A 20,935-nucleotide genomic window follows, 5' to 3' on the forward strand; every position below is an offset into this window, starting at 1 on the left:
CAGTCCCCCCGGATATCCCCCGGCGCCGGCCACCCCCCTTCACTGTATTGACACACTAACACAGCTAGGCGTATCCTCCACGCATCAGGGAGGACAGGTATGTACAGCCAAAATGAGATCGACGAGGCGGTATCCGCCGGTGCGATCACCCCGGAAGCTGCAGGCGCATTGCGCTCGTTCGTCGAAGGACAGCGCTCGCTGCCGACTCAGGACGAAGAACAATTCCGCCTGATCACAGGCTTCAACGATATCTTCGTGTCGATCGCCGCGGCGATCCTGTTGTTCGCGGTCGGCTGGATCGGCCAGTGGATCGGCGAGCGTGCCGGCACGGGGATCGATCATGGTCCGTCGTTCCTGGCCCCGGCGGCCGTCGCAGCGGTGAGCTGGTCTCTCGCGCTTTTCTTCACTGCCAGGCGCCGGATGGCCTTGCCGTCTATCCTTCTGCTCCTCGCCTTCGTGGGCGGCGTTCTGCTGACGTCGGCATTCGTGATGGTGTTCGCGATCGGGCCCAGCGCGTTCGAGAATAACCCGCAGCTTGGGGTGTCATCGGCGCGCTGTCCGCCGCCATCGCCGCAGCCGGAGCCTGGCTCCACTGGCGCCGTTTCCACGTCCCCATCACCGTTGCCGCTGGCGCGGCATCCATCGCCGCCATCGCGGTCGGCCTGCTGGTCGCCGCTCTCGGCGCCAACGTGGAGGACGCTAAGAACGTGATCCTCGGCTTCGTGCTCCTGCTCGGCATCGGCACATTCCTGTTCGCGATGTGGTGGGACGGCTCGGACCGTGCGCGCATCACCCGCCGCTCGGACGTCGCCTTTTGGCTTCACCTGCTGGCAGCGCCGATGATCGTGCACCCGGTCTTCACTCTGCTCGGACTCAACGATGGCAATGCGACCATGGGCGAAGGCCTGGTCGTCGTGCTGCTCTACATCGCGCTCGGCGTCACTGCGCTTGCGATCGACCGCCGCGCGCTGCTGGTGTCGGCGCTCGCCTACGTCCTGTTCGCGATGCAGCAGTTGTTCCGTGAGTTCGGAGCGGTCGAGCTCAACATTGCGCTGACCGGCCTCATCATCGGTTCCGCGCTGCTGATGCTCTCAGCCTTTTGGCACCAGGCCCGGGCCCTCATCGTCCGGCCGCTTCCCGAAGGGTTGCGCGACCGGTTGCCGCTGCTCGACCGGGCCTCGGCTATTCCTCAACCAGCCGCATGAGGCGACGCTCGATCGGGGCCAGGATGCCGTGAAGCTCCTGGCCTCGCTTGAGCACCAGCCCATGCTCACTGACCAAGGCAAACGCCCCTGCTTCAACCGAAGCGCGGGGCGTTTCTCTATGCGGATCTCCGGCCGCTCCGACGTACGCCGGAAGGCGGCGAACACTGCGACGTCGACGCCCATGTGGATGGCGTAATCGCGCCAGTGCCCGGCAGCCACCATCCGCCCATAAAGGTCGAGAATGCGCTTGATCTCGAGGCGATCGAACGTGGCAATTGGGCGCCGGTCCCGAGGGTTCGGGAACGGCGCGATGACGCTCAAGCGCTTTTGGCCCTTGGCGCGGGCTGGCGCGCAGCTTTCAGCGCGGCGACCTCTTTGCGCAGCTCGGCGATCTCGTCCTCAAGCTCGTTGAGTCGGGCACGGCCCGGATCGCAATCCTCTCCGCACGGAGTACCGTAGGCGACGAAGCCGGGGCTATAATGCACCGTGTCGATCGGCACCGGCCGCGCGGGAATGCCAACGACGGTCGCCCCCGAAGGAACGTCCTTGGTGACCACGGAGTTGGCGCCGATTTTTGCGCCCGCGCCGACCTCGATCGGTCCGAGCACTTGCGCGCCCGAGCCAATGACCACGCCGTCACGAATCGTCGGGTGGCGCTTGCCGCCCGCGCCGGTTGAGGGTTGGTGCCGCCCAAGGTCACGCTCTGGTAGATGGTGACGTTGTCGCCGATCTCGGCGGTCTCGCCGATCACTGTGAAGCCATGATCGATGAAGAAATTACGACCGATCTTCGCACCCGGATGAATGTCGATCGCGGTCAGAAAACGGGCAATATGGTTCACAAGACGCGCCGGGAAATAGAGTTGCCCCTCCCAGAGCCAATGGCCCAGGCGGTGAAACGCAAGGGCGATGACGCCGGGGTAAAGCAGGACTTCCCAGCGTGATCGCGCGGCCGGGTCGCGGGCTTTCACCGATTCCAAATAGGCGCCGATGCCCGTGCGCGGGGCTGCTGTCGTCTCTTCCACCACGAGCACTAATTTAAGTGCGAGACGCCTCGAATGAAAGACGGGGCGCGTTGCGGCAGTGCAACATCCGCTTGCAGACGGACGGACTGTTCGCCAAACGCCAACGAAACGAGCCGGAGGTCGACATTCTCCAACACATCCTGGCAGATCCCCAAGCGCTTCTGATCTTTGCACTAATCGGGTTTTCAGCGCAGTTGGTCGATGGCGCGCTAGGCATGGCGTTCGGCCAGATTTCCAGCACGATCCTCATCAGCATCGGCGTGCCCCCGCGGCTGCATCGGCCGGCGTCCATACTGCGGAGACGTTCACGACCGCGGTTTCCGCGATCAGTCACGTCGCCCACCGTAATGTCGATTGGAGCCTGTTTACCAGGCTCGCGATCCCCGGGTGATTGGCGGCGTCCTCGGCGCCTATGTCCTCACCGCCGTTGATGCGTCCGCGGCCAAGCCCTTCGTGCTCGCTTATCTGACGTCTCTCGGCCTCTACCTTTTCTACCGCGGAATCATGCACCGCCACACGGAGCGCACTCCGAAGGTCGTGTCGCCGCTCGGTTTCATCGGCGGTTTCCTCGACGCGGCCGGCGGTGGCGGCTGGGGCGGGATCGTCACCTCCAACCTGCTCGTCCAGGGCAGCAACCCGCGCAAGACCATCGGCACGGTCAACACCGCCGAATTCTTCCTGACGGTGACCATCTCGGCGACCTTCATCGCCACGCTCGGCCTGAGGGCCTTCACGGTCGCGACCACAGGCCTGCTTCTGGGCGGCGTCCTGGCCGCACCGTTTGGCGCCTGGGTCGCCAAGCGGGTGAATCCGGATCTGCTGCTGACGTTTGTCGGCGCGCTACTCACCACCGTCAGTCTGTACGGGCTCTATCGCGCACTCATGTAAGGGAGGTCGGCATGGTTCGAAGGTCCCGCTCGGTCATCGCTTTGGCGCTTCTCTGCCTGCCGGCCACGGCCTGGGGCGGGACAGCCGAGAACAAGGCTCTGGCATCTCGTATCATCCTCGAGAAGATGGGCGAGGGCCGCTTTGACATCCAGCCGGAAATCTACGGGCCTGGTTTCGTCGCCCACGGTTTCGCGCGTGACTATACGCTCGCGGAGGACGAGGCTTCTGGACCAGCTAAGAGCGGCATTCCCCGACCTTGAAGTGAAGGTCGAGCGCATCATCGCCGAGGGCGATCTCGTCTCTCTGCACTGGAGCGCGGTGGGCACGAATACGGTCGCCGTTCCCGGCTTTCCGGACAAGGCAAGAAAGTCGAAATAGACGGAATGAGCTTCTTCCGGTTCAAGGACGGGAAGATCGTCGAGGAATGGTCCACCTACGACAATCTGACGATCATGAAGCAATTGGGCTTGATGGGAGAGAAGTAGCTCTCATCGTGGGAGTCGCTTATAGCGTCGAGATTGATTGGAATTCTCGATGACTATCCATCTCCCCACGATCAAGCAGCTCCAATATCTCGTGGCACTTCGCCAGCACGGCCACTTCGGCAAGGCAGCCGAATCTTGCTTCGTGACCCAGTCGACGCTCTCCGCCGGCCTGCGCGAGCTGGAGAACCTCCTCGGTATCGTTCTGGTCGAGCGGACTCGCCGCGTGGTTCGCTTTACGCCGCTCGGCCTCAAGATCTCCGAAAAGGCCTTGCGCGTTCTTCGCGAAGCCGAGGAGCTGACCGACATGGCCCGAGCCGAAGGCAAGCCGCTCCACGGCGAACTCCGCATGGGGTCATCCCGACCATCGCCCCATTCCTGCTGCCGGCGATGCTGCCGCGACTGCGTCGGCAATGGCCGAACCTGAAGCTGTTCCTGCGCGAGGAGACCAGCCAGGCCGCTTGCGACGCGCTCCATCGCGGCCAGCTCGATTGCGTCCTGCTGGCAATGCCCTTCCCCTGCGGCGACGTGGAGAAGGCGCAGCTGTTCGAAGACCGCCTGTTCGTTGCCTTCCCGCGCGGAGAAGCGCCGCCGGATACCAGTGTCGAGCCGCGAGCCATCGATGAGCAGCGCCTGCTCATGCTCGAGGATGGCCATTGCCTGAAGGATCATGCTCTGTCGGCCTGCAATCGACCGGAGATGCGGGCTGATGCCGCCATGATGGGGACGTCGCTGCACACGCTGGTGCAGATGGTGGACAATGGACTTGGGGTGACCTTTGTCCCCGGCATGGCGATCGATGCAGGGATTCTCGAAGGCACAGGCGTCGACGCCCGCCCACTCAGCTCGGATCACGGGTTTCGCCAGGTTGCGCTGATCTGGCGCCGCTCAAGCCCGCGCGAGGAGGAGTTCCGCCTGCTTGCCGACGCACTTCGCCAGATCGCCCACGACCTCAACCCAAGCCTGGGCACAAAAACGCCGGAAATCCGCGAGGTCGAGCTAGCCTGAAACGAAGCGGTCGCCACCACGGACTTGCGGGAAGTCCGTAGCAGCGACCGGCGCCGTCACTTGGTCAAGGCAGGCTCTTATTTGGGGGGGCCTGCCCTGTCCCACGGCGATCGAGATCGAAGCGGTCGGCGTTCATCACCTTGGTCCAGGCCTTGATGAAGTCGCGGACGAACTTCGCCTCGCAGCCCTTCTCGGCATAGACCTCGGCGGTCGCGCGAAGCTGGCTGTTCGATCCGAAGATGAGGTCGGTTCGTGTGGCCCGCCACTTCTCCTGACGGCCGCCGCGGGTGTAGCCAATGAACAGCTCGTCGCTCGAAGGGTCGACGAGGTCCCAGAAGGTGTCGTTGTCGAGCAGATTGACGAAGAAGTCGTTGGTCAACTGTCCCTTGCGGTTGGTGAACACGCCCTCCGGCGCATCCTTGTAGTTGGCGCCGAGGACGCGGAGCCCGCCAAGCAGTACCGTCATTTCCGGTGCCGACAGGCCGAGCAGCGACGCCTTGTCGAGAAGCAATTCCTCGGTCTTCACGTTCTGGCGGGTCTTGAGGAAGTTCCGGAAGCCGTCGGCCTGCGGTTCCATCCACACGAAGCTGTCGACGTCGGTCCACTCCTGCGTCGCATCGCCGCGGCCGCCGGTGAACGGAACCGAGACGTCGAAGCCCGCGTCCTTTGCCGCCTTCTCGACTGCTGCCGAACCAGCAAGCACGATCGCGTCCGCAAGCGACATCGATCCCCGCAGCTCATTGAGCTTGGCGAGAACCTTTGCCAGTTCCTCCGGCTCATTGACCTGCCAGTCCTTCTGCGGGTCGAGCGCAATGCGCGCGCCGTTGGCGCCGCCGCGATGGTCAGACTTGCGGTAGGTCGAAGCCGAGGCCCAGGCCGTCTTGACCAGCTGCGAGACGGTAAGGCCGCTCGACAGCACCGCGGACTTGAACGCCGCGACGTCGGCATCCGACGGAACGGTGCCTTGCGGAACCGGGTCCTGCCAGATCAACGTCTCTTCCGGGACGTCCGGGCCGAGGTATCGAATCTTCGGTCCCATGTCGCGGTGGGTCAGCTTGAACCATGCGCGAGCGAAGGCATCGTCGAGCGCCGCCTGGTCGTCACGGAACCGCTCGGAGATGGCGCGGAACTCCGGATCCATCTTCAGCGCCATGTCGGCCGTCGTCATCATCGTCGGCACGCGCTTGGACGGGTCGCGAGCGTCGGGCGCCATGTCTTCCGGATCGGGATTGATCGGAGTCCACTGCTTGGCGCCGGCCGGGCTTTCGACCAGCTCATAGTCGTACTTGAACAGCAGGCGGAAATAGTCGCCGCCCCACTGGGTCGGGTTGTTCGACCATGCGCCTTCGATGCCCGACGTCGTGATGTGACCCTTGCCGATCTCGTCGTCGTCGGTGAGCCAGCCGAGGCCCTGAAGGTGAACCGACTCCGAGGCCGGATCCTTGCCGAAGCTCTCGGCGGGCTTGGCGCCGTGCGCCTTGCCGAACGCGTGGCCGCCGGCGGTCAGCGCAACCGTCTCTTCCGAATTCATCGCCATGCGCAGGAAGGTCGCCTTCATGTCGCGGGCCGACAGCAGCGGGTCCGGATTGCCGCCCGGGCCTTCCGGATTGACGTAGATGAGGCCCATCTGGATCGCCGCAAGCGGGCCTTCCAGCTCAGGCAGTTCCTCGGTGATCCGAGTCTTCGCACCCTGGTTGACCCAGATTTCCTCGGCGCCCCAGAAGGTGTCGCCTTCGGACTGGTAGACGTCCTTGCGGCCGCCGCCGAAGCCGAACACCGGGCCGCCCATGCTTTCGATGGCGACGTTACCGGCCAAAATGAACAGGTCGGCCCAGCTGATCGACGGGCCGTACTTCTGCTTGATCGGCCACAGCAGGCGCCGTGCCTTGTCGAGGTTGCCGTTGTCGGGCCAGCTGTTGAGCGGCTCGAACCGCTGCTGCCCGCTCGACGCACCGCCGCGGCCGTCGGTCACACGGTACGTGCCGGCCGCGTGCCAGGCCATACGGATCATGAACGGGCCATAGTGACCATAATCGGCCGGCCACCACGACTTGCTGTCGGTCATCAGCGCGGTGAGGTCCTGCTTCACCGCCTGGTAGTCGAGCTTGCTGAAGGCCTCGGCATAATCGAAGTCCTCGCCCATCGGGTCCGGCGAGACCCCATGCTGATGGAGCATGTCGACGGGCAGCGCTTCGGGCCACCAGTCGCGGTTGGTGCGGCCGAGAAGCGAGCGTGCCTTCGAAACCGGGCAACCGCCCATCGAACCCGTTTTGACGTCCATGATTCTGCACCTCTCCAAGCCTGGGAAATGCAGCCTCCTACTCGCGCGCGCTGAACGACAGAAACGATGAATCTTTGTCAGTATGCACGGGAAAATCGATTAGTGTCGAGCAACCGAGCACAGCGACGCCGACGCACAGCGTCGCCGGAGCAGTGCGAAGAGATTGCGAGAGCCGGCCAGCGGGCGCAGCCCGACCGACGTCACGGGATTTACTCCCGTGACGGTGAGCTTCCGCGACCTCAATCCATGTGCTTCAGGCCAACCCGCAGATAATCCCACCCGGTCACCAGCGTCAGCGCCGCTGCCGCCCACAGGCTTCCGATCCCGACCAAATGGATCCAGTGCTGCGCCGGGAAAGCCCCACCCAGAATCAGGGCCCCAAGGCCACCAGCTGGAATGTCGTCTTCCACTTCGCGAGCGCACTGACCGGCACCAGCACCTTCAACTCGGCCAGGAACTCGCGCAGCCCCGAGACCATGATCTCGCGTAGCAGGATGATCAGCGCCGGAATGACGCTCCAGTCCTGGATGATCGGCGCATCGCCGTCGGCCTTCCGGCTCGCCATCAGCATGACCAGCACCGCCGCGACCATGATCTTGTCCGCGATCGGGTCGAGGAACTGCCCAAGCCGCGAAATCCGCCCCTGCGCCCGCGCAAGATATCCGTCGAAATAATCGGTGACCCCGACGATGCAGTAGAGCACGAACGTGATCGCATAATCCCACGGCGCCGGCTTCCACAGCAGGAACACCAGCAAGGGCACGGCAAAGATCCGCGACAGCGTGAGTAGGTTCGGAACGCTCAGCATGCTGAGACCGCTCTACGCAAAGCGCCATCCAAGCAAAAGACGGCAGCGGGAGAATGTCCGCTTTCGACCCAAACCTGTCGCTAGGCCTTCGACCCGTTGCGGCCATTCAAACCGGGGTTAGATTGCAGGCGGTTTAGTCGGAGGGGAGACTTCCATGCTTGGCTTAATCGCTGCGGCACTCACGGCTGCAAGCAGTCCGTCTTTCGTGGTCAAGCCCTGTCTCGACGTATCACTGGTGTCCCGTGCCCGATGCGGGACTGTGATGGTTCCAGAGGATCGCTCGCGTCGTTCAGGCCGTCAAATTGGACTAAACTTGATCGTGATCTCGGCGGCAAAGCCCTTGAAGCAACCTCAGGCGCTTTTCGACCTCGATGGTGGCCCGGGCCTCGCCGACACTAAGAATGCCGGCTTTTATCTGACCGACGGAACGGCATACGCTGAGACACGCGATATCGTTCTCATCGATCAGCGCGGCACAGGCGGTTCGAATCCGCTGGACTGCCCGGAGTTTGACGCACCCGACAAGGCGCTTCAGCCGATGTTTCCAGTGGCGGCGGTTCAGTCCTGCCGGGCCAGGCTGAGCAGGAGCGCGGACCTTACACGCTACACGACCGATGATGCCGTGGCCGACCTCGATGATGTGCGTCGGGCGCTCGGCTACGCCAAGATTGATCTGTTCGCCTTGTCCTACGGAACCACGCTTGCCCTGCGATATGTGCAGCGCCACGAAAACCGAGTCCGGAGCGCCGTTCTCTTGTCTGCTGTTCCGCCTTCAGCCATGCCGCCCCGGCACCACGCCACAGCTGCCCAACCCGCGCTCGACCAATTGATTGCTGATTGCGCGGCGGATGCGTCGTGTTCGAGCCGCTATCCGAATTTGAGAGCAAGGCTGAAAGAGGCTTTGGACAAGCTTCAAATCTCGGCGAAGGTCACGCCGTCGGTAGCGATGGAGCGCCTGCGGACGAAGCTCTACTCGCCGGGCGGAGCGCGTAGCGAACCGAACCTAATCGATCGTCTTGCGAAAGGCGACATTTCCGTTCTCTGGTCCGAAAACGAGCGAGCCGGCTTCAATTACTTCGACGGCGTGTATCTGACCATCACTTGCTCGGAGAGCCTGCCCTTTTTCGACGAAACCGAAGCAAGGAAAAACGCGCAGAAGACAGTGTTCGGCGATTATCGCCTGACCCGCCAGCGTGAGGCGTGCGCGAATTGGCCACGGGCTCAGGTCAAGAATGACTTTTTCGAGCCGGTGCGAGCGCGGGTACCTGTGCTTTTCCTTTCGGGTAACCGCGACCCAGTCACGCCCGGGAAATGGGCTGAGGAAGCCGCCCAGGGCCTACCAAACTCTCGGCTCATCGTCATTACTTGGGCGGGACATATTGTGGACGGCCTTACGGGCCTCGACAGTTGCTTCGATCCCCAGGTCGTGCGCTTTCTTGAAACCGCCGATCCCAAGTCGGTGGATGATCGATGCTTTGCATCAATGATGCCGCCGCCGTTCAAGATGTAGCTAACGGTCGGGTATCAGCTTTCCACCCGTTGCTGCCTCCATCGTCGCCCGAGTCGATTCCCGCCCCGTCGTACGATAGTCGATCCGGCGCTTGTCCCCGTAGCTTTACCCGCTAAGGGTTGAGCCACCGAGGCGGCGCAGGACGGCAAGCTTGTTTCTGAGTTCATATTCGGCGGGCTGATGCAGGATTCCCTTCATCTGTTGCGCACACGGCGGTTCCTGCCGATCTTCACGACGCAATTCCTCGGCGCTTTCAACGACAATCTCTTCCGCACCGCGATGGTGCTGCTGGTGATTTACGGCATCTACGGCGATGCCGAGCAGGAGGCGGCGTTCAGCGCGATCGCCGGCGGGCTGTTCATCCTCCCCTTCTTCCTCCTCTCGGCGCTGTCGGGCCAGCTGGCCGACGCCATGGACAAGGCCAGGATTGTCCGCATCGTGAAAAGCGCGGAGATCGGGATCATGATCTTCGGTGCCGCGGGTCTGCTTCTGCAGAATACGGCGCTGATGCTGATCGCGCTGACCGCCATGGGCGTCCACTCGACCTTTTTCGGCCCGATCAAGTACGCGATCCTGCCACAGCACCTGACCAAGGATGAGGTGCTCGGCGGAACCGGGCTAGTCGAGGCGGGCACCTATATCGCGATCCTCGGCGGGACGATTCTCGGGGGCTTCTCGTGCTGCAGCGGCCGGACGGCAGCTATCACGCCGAATGGGCCGCGGTCGGCGTCCTGGTGGTTGCCTTGATTGGCCGCATCGCGGGCGGCTTCGTCCCGCCTGCGCCGCCGGCCGACGATGCCGAAATTCCCGGATACCCGCACCGCGGCATGGATTGGCACATCGTGCGCGCCTCCATCACTTTGGTCAGCGCGACCCTGCACGTCCGCCGCCTGTTCCTCGCCATCCTGTCGATCAGCTTCTTCTGGGCGATGGGCGCAGTTCTGGCCGCACAATTCCCGCCGCTGGTGAAGAACGTGCTCTTTGCCGACCAAAGCGTCGCGACCCTGTTCCTCGCCGTCTTCTCGGTCGGCGTCGCCATCGGCTCGGTTGCGATCAACCGCATGCTGAAGGGCAACGTCTCGGCCCGCTTCGCCCCGTCATCGGCTCTACTGATGGGGATCTTCGTCCTGCTGCTCTACTGGTTGACCAAGGACTGGACGCCTCCGGGAACGGAACTTGTCGACGTCCGCGAATTCCTCCGTCACCCGCTCGGATGGGCGGTCGTGCTCGACCTCCTCGGCGTTGCGATCGCCGGTGGCATGTTCGTGGTGCCGCTCTACGCCTTCCTGACAACGACGGTGCCGAAGTCCGAAACTGCGCGGACCGTGGCTGCGAACAATATCGTCAATTCAGGAGCGATGGTGCTGGCGACGCTGATCCTGACCGGGCTCGTGCTCGTCGGCGTGTCGGTCGCGGAGACCTTGTTCCTGGTCGCCGTGGCAAGCGTGATTGCGGCCTGGCTAGGCTGGAAGCTTCACCTCGCCTGCAACTAGGACAGGCTGGCTAGAAGATCAGGACGGACACGAACACGAAGCCGACCGCAAAGGTCGAAGCGAACAGCTTGACGTCGTCGCTGACCGAAAAGCCGGCTCGATCGGCCGAACCCAGCAAGAAGCCGGGAATGCGCTTTCCGAACAGCCGCGGATCGATGGCAACTACAGGACGATTCATACGCATGTGCATTTCTTAAGATGCTTTTAACCATGCGTACAACGTCACAAAATAGGGATACGCTCCCGACGTCTCGGAACGGGACGGAGCTCAGTCGGGAATGAAGGTTTACGCGGCGCGCGAGGAGTTTTGCGCGGAACGCTCGGCAGACTGCGATTTGCGGCTGATCAGCTGGGCCGCCTGGTCGGCCTCCATCGGCTTGCCGAAGTACCAGCCCTGACCGCTCGAACAGCCGATGGCGAGGACCGCGGCATGCGCCGCCTCGCTCTCGATCCCTTCGACCAGGATCGGCACCTCAAGCGCGTCGGCCAGTGTCGCGACGGCGCGCACGATTGCGGCGCTTTGACCGCTCTCGTGGATGTTGGTGATGAACGACCGGTCGATCTTGATGATGTCGAACGGCAGCTGGCGCAGATGCGACAGCGACGAGAAACCGGTGCCGAAATCGTCGAGCGCCAGGCGGATGCCCTGGTTCTTCAGGCTGGCGATGATGTTTCGCGCGAGGTCGATGTCACCAAACAGAGAGCTCTCGGTGATTTCGACCACCAGGCGGTCGGCAGGGAACGCCGTCTCGGTCAGGATGCGGACGATCCGCTCGGCCAGCCAGCCGTCGGAGAACTGCGTCGGCGAGATGTTGACGGAAATCTTGATCGACGGGTCCCAGTCGCGAGTAGCGACCAGAGCGGCGCGGATCACCTGTTCCGACAGGCGATCCATCACGCCGATTTCCTCGGCGATCGGAATGAAGCGGTCGGGCGGGATGATCCCGGCCAATGGGTGGCGCCAGCGGGCCAGCACCTCGAAACCGGTGATCTCGCCCGTGCACAGGTCCACCTGCGGCTCAAAGAAGGGCAGGAACTGCTCGTGCTCCAGGCCGAAGCGGATGCCCTGCTCGATCTCGCCATGCTGGAGCAATGCGCGTTCCATCGCCGCATCGAACCAGATCGGGCGGACGGTGCGGCCGGTCTTGGCGTGATCGAGCGCAATGTCGGCCCGCCGCAGGAGGTCGGGCACGCGAACTTCGCCAGCCGGCGCGACAGCCATTCCCGCAAAGGCCCCGACCTGGATCATCTTGCCGTCGATTTCGAACGGCCGCGTCGCCAGCTTGAGCAAGGTCTCGATCTGCTTCTCCGCGCCAGGATGCTCATCATGCTCCAGCGTTCGCGCAATCGCGAACTCGTCCCCGCCCATTCTGCCGACGACGGCACCCTCGCCGGCATGCTCGAGGATGGTCACGGCAATGCCGCGAAGCATGGCATCGCCGGTGTCGAACCCGTGGCGGTCGTAAACGGCGCGGAAGCGATGGAGCTGTACCGACGAAATCAGCAGGGCCGCGCCATCGGCGTCCGCCCTTTGGCGAAGGTCCTCGACACTGTCGGCAAAGCCCTTGCGGTTCAGGAGCCCAGTGACGGGATCCGTCGTTGCGGCGATTGCGGCGCGACGCTCGCCTTCGATCCGGCGCTCAGTTTCATGCTGAAGGTCGACGTAGCGGCGCCATCCAAACAGGATCAGCGCCACGTTCAGAGTCATGGCGATGGCCGCGACCTGCGCTCCGGGGCCGATGACGGCCTGCGCGTCGGCCAGCCGGCGGAAGAAGTCGGTCCCGTTCCCGATAAGCAGGATGACGGCCGCGATGACCGTCCCCAGCACGACCCAATCGTGCCGCGAACTCTCGAGCGGAGAACCGCGCTGGAATTTAAACAGCCCTTGACCACGACCGTTTCAATACCGGCACAAGATTAATAATTTGCGCGAAGATCCGGAGTGAAACCGGTTCAGCAGCGCGATGCTCGGCATGCCGAGGCAAGCCTGTGCCCGATATTGGTGCGGACGGTGGGAATCGAACCCACACTCCCGTTACGGGAAGAGGATTTTAAGTCCCCAGCGTCTACCGTTCCGCCACGTCCGCTTGTGCCAGCCGCAGCGACGGTAGTGCGCCCCGGCTATTCGGCAGTCACCTCGCCTAAGTTCAGCCGCTCGCGCATTTCCTTGCCCGGCTTGAAATAGGGCACGCGCTTGGCGTTGACCGACACCGGATCGCCGGTGCGCGGATTGCGGCCGACGCGCGCGTCGCGCTGGCGTGTCGAGAACGCACCGAAGCCGCGCAGCTCGACCCGGCCGCCCGTGGCCAATTGCTCTGTAATGGAATCGAAAAGCGCCCCGACCACGCTTTCCACCTCACGCTGGGTAAGGTCGGGAAAATCCCCGCACAATTTCTGCACCAATTCCGAACGGATCATCTCATCCCCGCAGACACACTCATGATTGACGCCTCTCCCCAAGAAGCGCTGTCAAGCTGTCAGAAAGGCTACGGCGGCGCAAGTGCCGCCGTAGCTTACACCTGCCTACTTTTTCTTCGTGGCCTTCTTCTCGGTTTCGGCCTGCTTTTCCTTCAGCGCCGCACCGAGGATGTCGCCGAGCGAAGCGCCCGAATCCGACGATCCGTACTGCGCCACGGCCTGCTTCTCTTCGGCGATCTGAAGCGCCTTGATCGAGAAGTTCGGCTTCTTCGACCGGTCGAGGCCGGTGATCATCGCGTCGAACTTCTGGCCGACCTGGAAGCGCTCCGGACGCTGCTCGTCGCGGTCGCGACCAAGGTCGGTGCGCTTGAGGAAGCCCGAAGCGCCGCCATCGGCGATCTGAACTTCCAGGCCGCCGTCCTTCACCTCGAGGACCTCGACGGTGACGATCTCGCCCTTCTTGCCGCCGGCAGCGCCTGCCGAGCCGGCCGAAACGCCGCCACGCTCAAGCTGCTTGATGCCAAGGCTGATGCGCTCCTTCTCGACGTCGACGTCGAGCACCTGCGCCTGGACGGTCTCGCCCTTGCGATGCAGGTTGAGCGCGTCCTCGCCCGACACGCCCCAGGCGATGTCCGACATGTGGACCATGCCGTCGACGTCGCCTTCGAGGCCGACGAACAGGCCGAACTCGGTCGAGTTCTTGACTTCGCCCTCGACGGTCGAACCGACCGGGTGAGCTTCGGCGAAGGCTTCCCACGGATTGGCTTGGGCCTGCTTGAGGCCGAGCGAAATCCGGCGCTTCTCCTGGTCGACCTCGAGCACCTTCACTTCCACTTCCTGCGAAGTGGAGACGATCTTGCCCGGGTGGACGTTCTTCTTCGTCCAGCTCATCTCGGAAACGTGGACGAGGCCCTCGATGCCGGCTTCGAGCTCAACGAAAGCACCATATTCGGTGATGTTCGTCACACGGCCCTGGAACACGCCGCCGACCGGATACTTGGCCGCTGCGCCTTCCCACGGATCGGTCTCGAGCTGCTTCATGCCGAGGCTGATGCGCTGCGTTTCCTTGTTGATGCGGATGATCTGCACCTTCACGGTGTCGCCGATGTTCAGCACCTCGCTCGGGTGGTTGACCCGCTTGTAGCTGATGTCGGTGACGTGCAGCAGGCCGTCGATGCCGCCGAGATCCACGAACGCACCGTAATCGGTGATGTTCTTGACCACGCCGTCGATGACCTGGCCCTCGGCCAGCGACTGGATGAGGCCGCTGCGCTGCTCGGCGCGGGTCTCTTCCAGGATGGCGCGGCGCGACACGACGATATTGCCGCGGCGGCGGTCCATCTTCAGCACGACGAACGGCTGCGCGATTTCCATCAGCGGGCCGACGTCGCGGACCGGGCGGATGTCCACCTGCGAGCCCGGAAGGAAGGCCACGGCGCCGCCGAGGTCGACCGTGAAGCCGCCCTTCACGCGGCCGAAGATCACGCCTTCGACGCGGTTGCCGGCTTCGAATTCCTTTTCGAGCTTGTCCCACGCGGCTTCGCGGCGAGCGCGGTCGCGCGACAGCATCGCCTCGCCCTGCGAATTCTCGACGCGGTCGACGAACACTTCGACGGTATCGCCGACGGAAATTTCTGCCTTGTGGCCCGGGGCTGCGAATTCGCGCAGCGGCACTCGGCCTTCGGATTTGAGGCCCACGTCGATCACCGCGAGATCATTCTCGATCGCGGTCACGGTGCCCTTGACGACCTTGCCCTCGAAAGCCTCGTTCTCACCGCCCAAGGACTTGTTGAGGAGATCCGCGAAATCGTCGCGGGTCGGAAATGCCGTGGTTGCCATAAACTCGTGTGTCTTTCAGTATTCGGCCTGCCGCGGAGCGCGCCACCATGGCGAGCCTTCACATGCGGACCTGGTTCAATGCACTGCCGCCCGGGCTCATCCCGAGGTGGCGTCCTCAAGGTCGGTTTCGTCCGGGCAGCCCATCCAAGCAAAAAGCGAGTTCCGGTGCCGGATCAGCCGGTACACCGCACGCGCTCGCCAATTGAGACGGGCTGTCCAGAGGGGATCACCGCCCGCCGGACGGCTGCGCCCTTAGACTAGAGGGGCGTTAGGAGCAAGGTGCGTGGAAAAGCTAGTGGCAGCTTTCGACCCATTCCTGCCACGAACAAATTGCCCTTTGGAGCCATCACGGGAGTTAATCCCGTGATGTCGGACGCATCTCGCGGCTTAGGCCCTCCGGATCAAGTCCGAGGCGCGCGCCGGCCCGCCTGTATCGTCTCTTCGTGCTGCTCGGCGATTTGGCTGTCCTACAGCCCCCATTCTGTGTCTTATCCTGCCAGATGAACCGCCAGCACGAACACAGCCGCACGATTGAGCTTGAAAACACCCTCGTCACTGCGAACATTGGGACCATTCGCACCCCACGCCCGAACGCGCGGCAGGGTCAAAATGGTCAACTTCCCCTTCGGAAAACTCCAACAGCCGCCAATTTTCGCGGCCGTGTCCGGCCTTGCCAAAAATGGGATTAACCGATTCCACGGCTTCGTGCGTTAGGACCTGCAGGGTCGCGCCGGTTGTTGAGGGAGCTGGTTTGAGAGTGTCGTGGGTCGTGGTGGCGATTGCTGTTGGCGTCGCGGGGCTGGAGCCGCCGCGGGGAAGCTGCCGCCGTTGCGCGATCCGGTTTTCCTCAACATCGGTTTCGTCTGCCAGTGGCAGAACCGCTGCATGGACCAGCAGCAACGGGCGATGAAGCGCGCCTTGTCCTACACCAGGAAGGCCACTCCGCCGTCGTGGAAGGTGCACCTCTGCAACCGCCGGGCGGTGCAGCGACGGAGCGGACGGGTCGACTGGATCAGCTACAACAACTGCATCCGCAATCCGAACGTCCAGCGGTCGACCGCTGCGCGCTAGCCTTGCCGGCCGGCTCGTCAAAACGGTGGATAAGTCAGTCGGATAGCGGCGATCGAAAGACTTTGTTAACCAATTGGCACGGATTCTTGACGGGTCCGGAGCGGGATGACCTCCGATCCGGTCTGGAGACAATTCGTGCCTTACTACAGGCTTTATTTCCTCGATCGGCGGGGCCGCTTCGGTCGCGTCGAGGGCTTCGCTGCTGAAGACGATCCGACGGCCATCCGCCAGTCCGAGAAGCATGGCGATGCGGTCAAGGAATTGTGGTGCGGCGGTCGCCGCGTGAAGCAATGGACGGAGGGCAAGGCCGCCTAGAGCGCGGCCTTCCGGCTTCCCCTACCAGCTGCCGCGGCCAGCCCGGCGGCGGGCCAGCGCGTCCTGTTCGCTTTCCAGCGGCGCCGGATCGATGCTCGCATCCCGCTCCTTCATTTCGAGGAAGGTGCGGACGGTATCGGCGGACAGCGGGCGGCCGAACAGATATCCCTGCCCTTCGGCGCACCCATATTTCCCAAGCTCGTTGCGGACCTGCTCGGACTCGATCCCTCGGCGGTGATCGGCACGTTCAGCGTGTGGCCAAGGCTGGTGATCGTGTTGACGATCGCCGCGGTCTGCTCGCTCTTCACGATGGTGCTGATGAAGCTCTTGTCGATCTTGATGCGATCGACGGGCAGATTGTTGACCTGCGCCAGGCTGGCATAGCCGGTGCCGAAATCGTCGAGCGAGATGCTGATGCCGACGTTCTTCAGGCTCTGGATGGTCGACAGCACCTGGTCGCGGTCCTCGAGCAGCGAGGCCTCGGTAATCTCCACTTCCAGCCGGTGCGCCGGGAAGCCCGCTTCGGTGATCAGCTTCATGATGTGCTGTGCAAGCTGCGGATCGCGGAACTGCACTGGCGAGATGTTGACCGCCATCTTCAGGTGGCCCGGCCATTCTCGCGCCTCGTTCAGCGCCTGCTCGATCACCTTCATGGTCAGCGGACCGATCAAGCCGGTCTTCTCCGCTGCTTCGATGAAGGATTCCGCCTCCAGGAAACCGCGGGTCGGCGAACGCCAGCGCGCCAGGGTCTCGAACCCGACCAGCTCGCGAGAAGCGAGGTCGATCAATGGTTGGAAGAACGGAATGAACTCGCCGTTCTCGATGCCGCTGCGAATATCTTCTTCCAGCTTCACGCGGTCGGTCAGCTCGCGCTCCAGCTCGGGATCGAACCAGGCAAAGCAGTTCCGCCCGGCACGCTTGGCGGCGTAAAGCGCGAAGTCGGTTTCGCGGAGAACGTCTTCTTCCTTCTGCAGGCGGCGCACTTCGGCGAGCCCAATCGAGGCCGAGACGAACACCTGGACGTTGCCGAGGTCGACCGGCTTGGCCAGCTTGGAAAGGATCGTCTGGGCAACCATTTCCGCATCCCGGGTGCTGCCTCCTTCAAACATCACGGCGAATTCGTCGCCGCCGATGCGGGCGCAGCACGACCCTTCCGGACATTCACGTTCGAGCGTCTGAGCAACCAGCTTTAGCAGCTGGTCGCCGGCGACATGCCCGTGGAGATCGTTGACCCGCTTGAAATGGTCGAGATCGAGAAGGAGCAGGATGCCGGAGTTCTTGGACCCGAGCAGGTCGCCAAGCGCACGCATCAGCTCGCGGCGATTGGCGAGGCCGGTTGCGGGATCCGTGTTCGCGTTCCGCTCGGCCTGGCGCTCTGCACGATCATATTTGTCGAGCGCCTCGCGCAGGTCCTTTGAACGTCGCCATCCGAACAGGATGATTGCGATGTTGAGGAGGAACGCGACCGGCAACGCGTCGTCGTGAAGATCGACGCCGGCGATTGCTGTTGGCAGCAACTGGCTACCCAGCGCCACGAACAGGATGATCGCCGCCAGCGTGGCGCACGTCGTAATCAAATGGCTGCTAGCAATCCTCACAGCCGCGCTCCTTCGTGCCCGCACCGGTCAATCTCGTTTCTTTGATCCCACGGCGCACGAACTACCGAACATGTGTGAAAAATCTGCTACTTGGCCTCTAGGCAAATTCCTATTGCAAATAGGGAACGAATAGTGAACATTTCCCGCGGAGTCGCATTTTCGCTCTCCCAAGGAGGCCCGATTGCTGGTTCTCGATCCTGCCGCCGTCATGGCGATTGCCGCATTGATCGGCAGCGTGTCGGCGCTGGTGTGGTCCGTTCGCCGAAAGCCCTGACGGCTACTGCAGCGGCCGTCCGGCCATGATGTCGCTGATCTCCCGAAGCCGGACGATATAGGCCGAGGTCAGGCAGTTCGACGTCTCGCACTCTTCACGTTTGTCGTCGAAGATCTGTCGCGTGCCCGCGAGCGCGGCACGCTTGCGCTGGTCGGCAGCCGACCATGATTGCCGGTAAAGAAGCGTGAGCTGGCGATCGAGTGACGCAAGATTCACGTCACCGCAGATCAAGCGATCCGCCCTTGCCGCCGAGCCTGCACACCTGTCGCTCTGGGAGTTTGCTTGAGTACCCGCAGGCTTGACCTGAGCGGCAACTGGCTTGGCCGGGGTGACCGCCTCAACGGAAACAGGCGCGATCTTTTCGGGATGCGGCTTTGCGGCTTCCGTTCGGACTAAGGCCGCTGGAGCGGAAGGAGACGTCGCGGAAGCCGCAGGATTGGCGGCTGCCGGAGACTTCCGATCTGGGACCGGGATCGGCTTGCTTTGCTCTGCCTGTTTGAGGGGCGGTTCCGGCGACAGCCGCGGAAGCACAGCGTAGGTGACCATTCCCGCTGCAAGCAGCACGACAATCACGGCAGCGGAAGCGCCGATGCGCGTACTTCAACGCACTTCCGTCTTGGGAGGGTCGAAGGGTTCGAATGAGAGCGAGCTTTTGGAAGCCGACGTCCCATCATAGGCGGCGCGCTTGGCCGGATCGCCAAGGACGGCGTAGGCAACGTTGATCGCCCGCGCTGCTCGGCCGCTTCCACGCTCGGATCCGCGTCCGGATGGAATCGCCGCATGAGGACGCGATAGGCGGATCGGATCGCCGGCTGATCGGCGCCGGGCTGGATGCCCAAGACTGCGTAATGATCCTGTTCCACGGGCGTTGTTCGACCGTCTAGCCCTATTCCCGTCCATCCTGACGGAGGCTTCGCCCGATGTGCAACCCCGCAAATGCAAATTGTGATGGCGGTCGGCCGTCGCACAGCGGCGCAGAATTCCTTAGTGATGGCCGGAAGAATCCCGTCGAGGCACGACTTGAAGAACAACCAGCTCATCGGACTCCCGACCGACTCCCACTCGTCGTTCCTCCGCGGGGCGGCGAAGGCGCCCGCAGCGATCCGCTCTGCGCTGCTTTCGGATCATGGCAACCAGGCGACGGAACTGGGCTCGGAAATCGGAATCGACATCACGCTCAGTGACGTCGGCGATCTTCCGCTCGACGAAAGCGAAGCCGACTTCGATCGGATTCGCGCCGCAGCGGCATCCGCCGCAGCGAGCGGGTCCCGGCCCATCTTCCTGGGCGGCGACCACATGGTCACCTACCCGATCGTGGCCGGGATTGCCGAGATCCATGGTCCCGTGAATATCCTGCATTTCGATGCACATCCGGACCTCTACGATGACTTTGGCGACGATCCGCTAAGCCACGCTTCTCCATTCGCCCGGATCATGGAGCGCGACCTGGCGAAGCGCCTCGTCCAGGTCGGGATCCGGACTTTGAACAGCCATTGTCGCAAGCAGGCCCAGCGCTTCGGCGTCGAGATGGTCGAGATGAAGGATTTCGCCGTCGATGCGATCCCGATCCCGGAAGGACCGCTCTACATCAGCATCGACCTCGACGCCCTCGATCCCGCTTTCGCGCCAGGCGTGTCTCACCATGAGCCCGGCGGCCTGACCGTTCGCGACATAGTATCGGTCTTGCATCGCGTTCGCGGGCCGGTCGTCGGAGCGGACGTGGTCGAATACAATTCCTCGCGGGACATCAACGGGATGACCGCGGTCGTCGCCGCGAAATTCGTCAAGGAGCTCGCCGCCCTTCACTAACAAAATTAGGGAGCGAACCCGGGCTGTGTTAGTATTCTTCCTATCACCGATCATTCGCCCCGCAGGCATCGGTGGCTGAGAGATTGTTATGCTCCCGCTTGCAGACGGAGTATGACAATGACCTCCTCGAAGAGACCCGACCTCCAGCGATTCCTGAACAGGTTGACCAGCCGCTCCATTCTTAGTCGCGAGGAGCAGGAGGCTGTGCTCGATCTTCCCGCCTACGCGGAGCAAGTCCGAGCCAATCGAGACTTCGTTCGGTTGGGCGAAACGCTGGACCATTCATGCCTTGTCGTTGCCGGCTATGTCGGAAGGTTCGAGCAGAATTCCGACGGCGTCAGGCAAATTACGGCCCTGCACATTCCCGGTGACATGGCCGATCTCCATTCGGTCGTTCAGCCAGAGGCCACCTCAGCGTTGCAGGCCCTGGCCACGACCACGATCCTGCGCGTTCCGCATAATGCCGTTCGCGCGGCGACGGCGGCATTTCCTGCGCTCGCCGAAGCGCTGTGGCGCGACTGCATGGTCGATTCCTCGATCCTCTCCCAATGGGTGGTCAACGTGGGCCGCAGGGATGCGCGCACACGCATCGCTCACTTGCTGTGCGAGATTGCCGTTCGACTCCAGGTCGCGCCGGCCAGGGGCGAGATTCTGTTCCCTTCCCGCTGACGCAAAATCACCTGGCCGACGCAACGGGCCTGACAGCGGTTCATGTGAACCGCACCATCCAATCGCTTCGTCTCGATGGCCTGGCCGACATCAAGCACAACGCCCGGATTCCCGATTGGAACGCGCTGGCCGAGGCGGGCGATTTCGATCCGGATTACCTACAGATGGCCGTCAGGCCGAAGAAGCAATTTCCGTTCCAACTGACGGAATCGAACGCAGCGTTTGCTGCCCAGAATTAGCAGG

At 63.1% G+C, this 20,935-nt stretch carries 15 protein-coding genes, 1 tRNA gene and 8 pseudogenes; 12 read left to right on the plus strand and 12 right to left on the minus strand.

All coding sequences use genetic code 11. The features are described from left to right. Window positions 1-99: 99 nt before the first annotated feature. Window positions 100-1,205 (plus strand): annotated as a pseudogene (locus H9L15_RS20530) (hypothetical protein). Here the strand turns inward: H9L15_RS20530 and H9L15_RS13605 are convergent. Continuing rightward, window positions 1,183-1,526 (minus strand): annotated as a pseudogene (locus H9L15_RS13605) (DUF2794 domain-containing protein). The pseudogenes H9L15_RS20530 and H9L15_RS13605 sit on opposite strands and share 23 nt — an antisense overlap. After that, a pseudogene (gene cysE, locus H9L15_RS18035) lies at window positions 1,523-2,196 on the minus strand (serine O-acetyltransferase). The pseudogenes H9L15_RS13605 and cysE overlap by 4 nt, the downstream one beginning before the upstream one ends. A 158-nt stretch (window positions 2,197-2,354) precedes the next feature. On the opposite strand from cysE, the pseudogene H9L15_RS13620 reads away from it, so the two are divergent. The 4 genes and pseudogenes from H9L15_RS13620 to H9L15_RS13640 all read left to right on the plus strand — a co-directional run bounded on the left by H9L15_RS13620 (window position 2,355) and on the right by H9L15_RS13640 (window position 4,607). Next, window positions 2,355-3,117 (plus strand): annotated as a pseudogene (locus tag H9L15_RS13620) (sulfite exporter TauE/SafE family protein). An 11-nt stretch (window positions 3,118-3,128) separates the two neighbouring features. Then, window positions 3,129-3,377 (plus strand): hypothetical protein, encoded by a 249-nt coding sequence (locus tag H9L15_RS13625; RefSeq protein WP_187715959.1) that lies wholly within the window; start codon window positions 3,129-3,131, stop codon window positions 3,375-3,377. Window position 3,378: 1 nt separating this feature from the next. Beyond that, a pseudogene (locus tag H9L15_RS18040) lies at window positions 3,379-3,602 on the plus strand (ester cyclase). 49 nt (window positions 3,603-3,651) lie between these two features. Beyond that, window positions 3,652-4,607, plus strand: a pseudogene (locus H9L15_RS13640) (LysR substrate-binding domain-containing protein). A gap of 64 nt (window positions 4,608-4,671) precedes the next feature. Here H9L15_RS13640 and katG read toward each other — a convergent pair. Both katG and pgsA read right to left on the minus strand, forming a co-directional pair. Beyond that, complete coding sequence (gene katG, locus H9L15_RS13645; RefSeq protein ID WP_187714438.1) at window positions 4,672-6,888, minus strand: catalase/peroxidase HPI; 2,217 nt, start codon at window positions 6,886-6,888, stop codon at window positions 4,672-4,674. Window positions 6,889-7,127: 239 nt separating this feature from the next. After that, window positions 7,128-7,696: pseudogene (gene pgsA, locus H9L15_RS13650) on the minus strand (CDP-diacylglycerol--glycerol-3-phosphate 3-phosphatidyltransferase). 319 nt (window positions 7,697-8,015) lie between these two features. On the opposite strand from pgsA, the gene H9L15_RS13655 reads away from it, so the two are divergent. Both H9L15_RS13655 and H9L15_RS13660 read left to right on the plus strand, forming a co-directional pair. Beyond that, a complete protein-coding gene (locus H9L15_RS13655; RefSeq protein ID WP_223276701.1) occupies window positions 8,016-9,206 on the plus strand; it encodes an alpha/beta hydrolase in 1,191 nt (396 codons plus the stop codon). Between the two features lie 180 nt (window positions 9,207-9,386). Continuing rightward, a pseudogene (locus H9L15_RS13660) lies at window positions 9,387-10,699 on the plus strand (MFS transporter). A 10-nt stretch (window positions 10,700-10,709) separates the two neighbouring features. Here the strand turns inward: H9L15_RS13660 and H9L15_RS13665 are convergent. The 5 genes from H9L15_RS13665 to rpsA form a co-directional block, all read right to left on the minus strand. Continuing rightward, the gene (locus H9L15_RS13665; RefSeq protein ID WP_187714440.1) at window positions 10,710-10,883 is read right to left on the minus strand and encodes a hypothetical protein; all 174 of its coding nucleotides are present in this window, start codon (window positions 10,881-10,883) and stop codon (window positions 10,710-10,712) included. A 102-nt stretch (window positions 10,884-10,985) separates the two neighbouring features. Beyond that, a complete protein-coding gene (locus H9L15_RS13670) occupies window positions 10,986-12,527 on the minus strand; it encodes a putative bifunctional diguanylate cyclase/phosphodiesterase (protein WP_187714441.1) in 1,542 nt (513 codons plus the stop codon). A gap of 172 nt (window positions 12,528-12,699) precedes the next feature. Further along, a tRNA-Leu gene (locus H9L15_RS13675) sits at window positions 12,700-12,786 on the minus strand. Between the two features lie 34 nt (window positions 12,787-12,820). After that, window positions 12,821-13,117: an integration host factor subunit beta gene (locus tag H9L15_RS13680; protein ID WP_187714442.1), complete on the minus strand. Its 297-nt coding sequence runs from the start codon at window positions 13,115-13,117 to the stop codon at window positions 12,821-12,823. A gap of 105 nt (window positions 13,118-13,222) precedes the next feature. Next, window positions 13,223-14,956, minus strand: a complete 1,734-nt coding sequence (rpsA, locus tag H9L15_RS13685; RefSeq protein WP_187714443.1) for a 30S ribosomal protein S1 — start codon at window positions 14,954-14,956, stop codon at window positions 13,223-13,225. An 828-nt stretch (window positions 14,957-15,784) separates the two neighbouring features. Between rpsA and H9L15_RS13690 the strand changes: the two genes are divergently transcribed. Further along, on the plus strand, window positions 15,785-16,027 hold the full coding sequence (locus H9L15_RS13690; protein ID WP_187714444.1) for a hypothetical protein: 243 nt from the start codon (window positions 15,785-15,787) through the stop codon (window positions 16,025-16,027). A 135-nt stretch (window positions 16,028-16,162) separates the two neighbouring features. Further along, on the plus strand, window positions 16,163-16,342 hold the full coding sequence (locus tag H9L15_RS13695; RefSeq protein ID WP_187714445.1) for a hypothetical protein: 180 nt from the start codon (window positions 16,163-16,165) through the stop codon (window positions 16,340-16,342). 110 nt (window positions 16,343-16,452) lie between these two features. Here the strand turns inward: H9L15_RS13695 and H9L15_RS13700 are convergent, their stop codons facing one another. The 3 genes from H9L15_RS13700 to H9L15_RS20535 form a co-directional block, all read right to left on the minus strand. Next, window positions 16,453-17,940 carry a putative bifunctional diguanylate cyclase/phosphodiesterase gene (locus H9L15_RS13700; protein WP_187714446.1) on the minus strand — a complete coding sequence of 496 codons (1,488 nt, stop codon included), beginning with the start codon at window positions 17,938-17,940 and terminating at the stop codon, window positions 16,453-16,455. 277 nt (window positions 17,941-18,217) lie between these two features. Then, a complete protein-coding gene (locus H9L15_RS13705; protein ID WP_187714447.1) occupies window positions 18,218-18,445 on the minus strand; it encodes a lysozyme inhibitor LprI family protein in 228 nt (75 codons plus the stop codon). Window positions 18,446-18,783: 338 nt separating this feature from the next. Beyond that, complete coding sequence (locus H9L15_RS20535; protein WP_398286950.1) at window positions 18,784-19,020, minus strand: hypothetical protein; 237 nt, start codon at window positions 19,018-19,020, stop codon at window positions 18,784-18,786. Between the two features lie 184 nt (window positions 19,021-19,204). Here H9L15_RS20535 and H9L15_RS13715 point away from each other — a divergent pair, with 184 nt between their 5' ends. The 3 genes from H9L15_RS13715 to H9L15_RS18045 all read left to right on the plus strand — a co-directional run bounded on the left by H9L15_RS13715 (window position 19,205) and on the right by H9L15_RS18045 (window position 20,931). Next, window positions 19,205-20,023 carry an agmatinase family protein gene (locus tag H9L15_RS13715; protein ID WP_187714449.1) on the plus strand — a complete coding sequence of 273 codons (819 nt, stop codon included), beginning with the start codon at window positions 19,205-19,207 and terminating at the stop codon, window positions 20,021-20,023. Window positions 20,024-20,140: 117 nt separating this feature from the next. Next, window positions 20,141-20,692 (plus strand): Crp/Fnr family transcriptional regulator, encoded by a 552-nt coding sequence (locus H9L15_RS13720; protein ID WP_223276282.1) that lies wholly within the window; start codon window positions 20,141-20,143, stop codon window positions 20,690-20,692. After that, window positions 20,626-20,931 (plus strand): helix-turn-helix domain-containing protein, encoded by a 306-nt coding sequence (locus H9L15_RS18045; protein WP_223276283.1) that lies wholly within the window; start codon window positions 20,626-20,628, stop codon window positions 20,929-20,931. The genes H9L15_RS13720 and H9L15_RS18045 overlap by 67 nt, the downstream gene beginning before the upstream one ends. The last annotated feature ends 4 nt before the right edge of the window (window positions 20,932-20,935 follow it).

Origin of the sequence: Sphingomonas daechungensis (assembly GCF_014489495.1) — a bacterium.
Taxonomy (GTDB): Bacteria; Pseudomonadota; Alphaproteobacteria; order Sphingomonadales; family Sphingomonadaceae; genus Sphingomicrobium; species Sphingomicrobium daechungense.

Bases quoted from the DNA above. Each gene is read 5' to 3' on its own strand.
- H9L15_RS13625 (WP_187715959.1), top strand. From the start codon at position 3,129: ATGGTTCGAAGGTCCCGCTCGGTCATCGCTTTGGCGCTTCTCTGCCTG.
- H9L15_RS13720 (WP_223276282.1), top strand. From the start codon at position 20,141: ATGACCTCCTCGAAGAGACCCGACCTCCAGCGATTCCTGAACAGGTTG.
- rpsA (WP_187714443.1), bottom strand. From the start codon at position 14,956: ATGGCAACCACGGCATTTCCGACCCGCGACGATTTCGCGGATCTCCTC.
- H9L15_RS13715 (WP_187714449.1), top strand. From the start codon at position 19,205: ATGGCCGGAAGAATCCCGTCGAGGCACGACTTGAAGAACAACCAGCTC.
- katG (WP_187714438.1), bottom strand. From the start codon at position 6,888: ATGGACGTCAAAACGGGTTCGATGGGCGGTTGCCCGGTTTCGAAGGCA.
- H9L15_RS13665 (WP_187714440.1), bottom strand. From the start codon at position 10,883: ATGCGTATGAATCGTCCTGTAGTTGCCATCGATCCGCGGCTGTTCGGA.
- H9L15_RS13680 (WP_187714442.1), bottom strand. From the start codon at position 13,117: ATGATCCGTTCGGAATTGGTGCAGAAATTGTGCGGGGATTTTCCCGAC.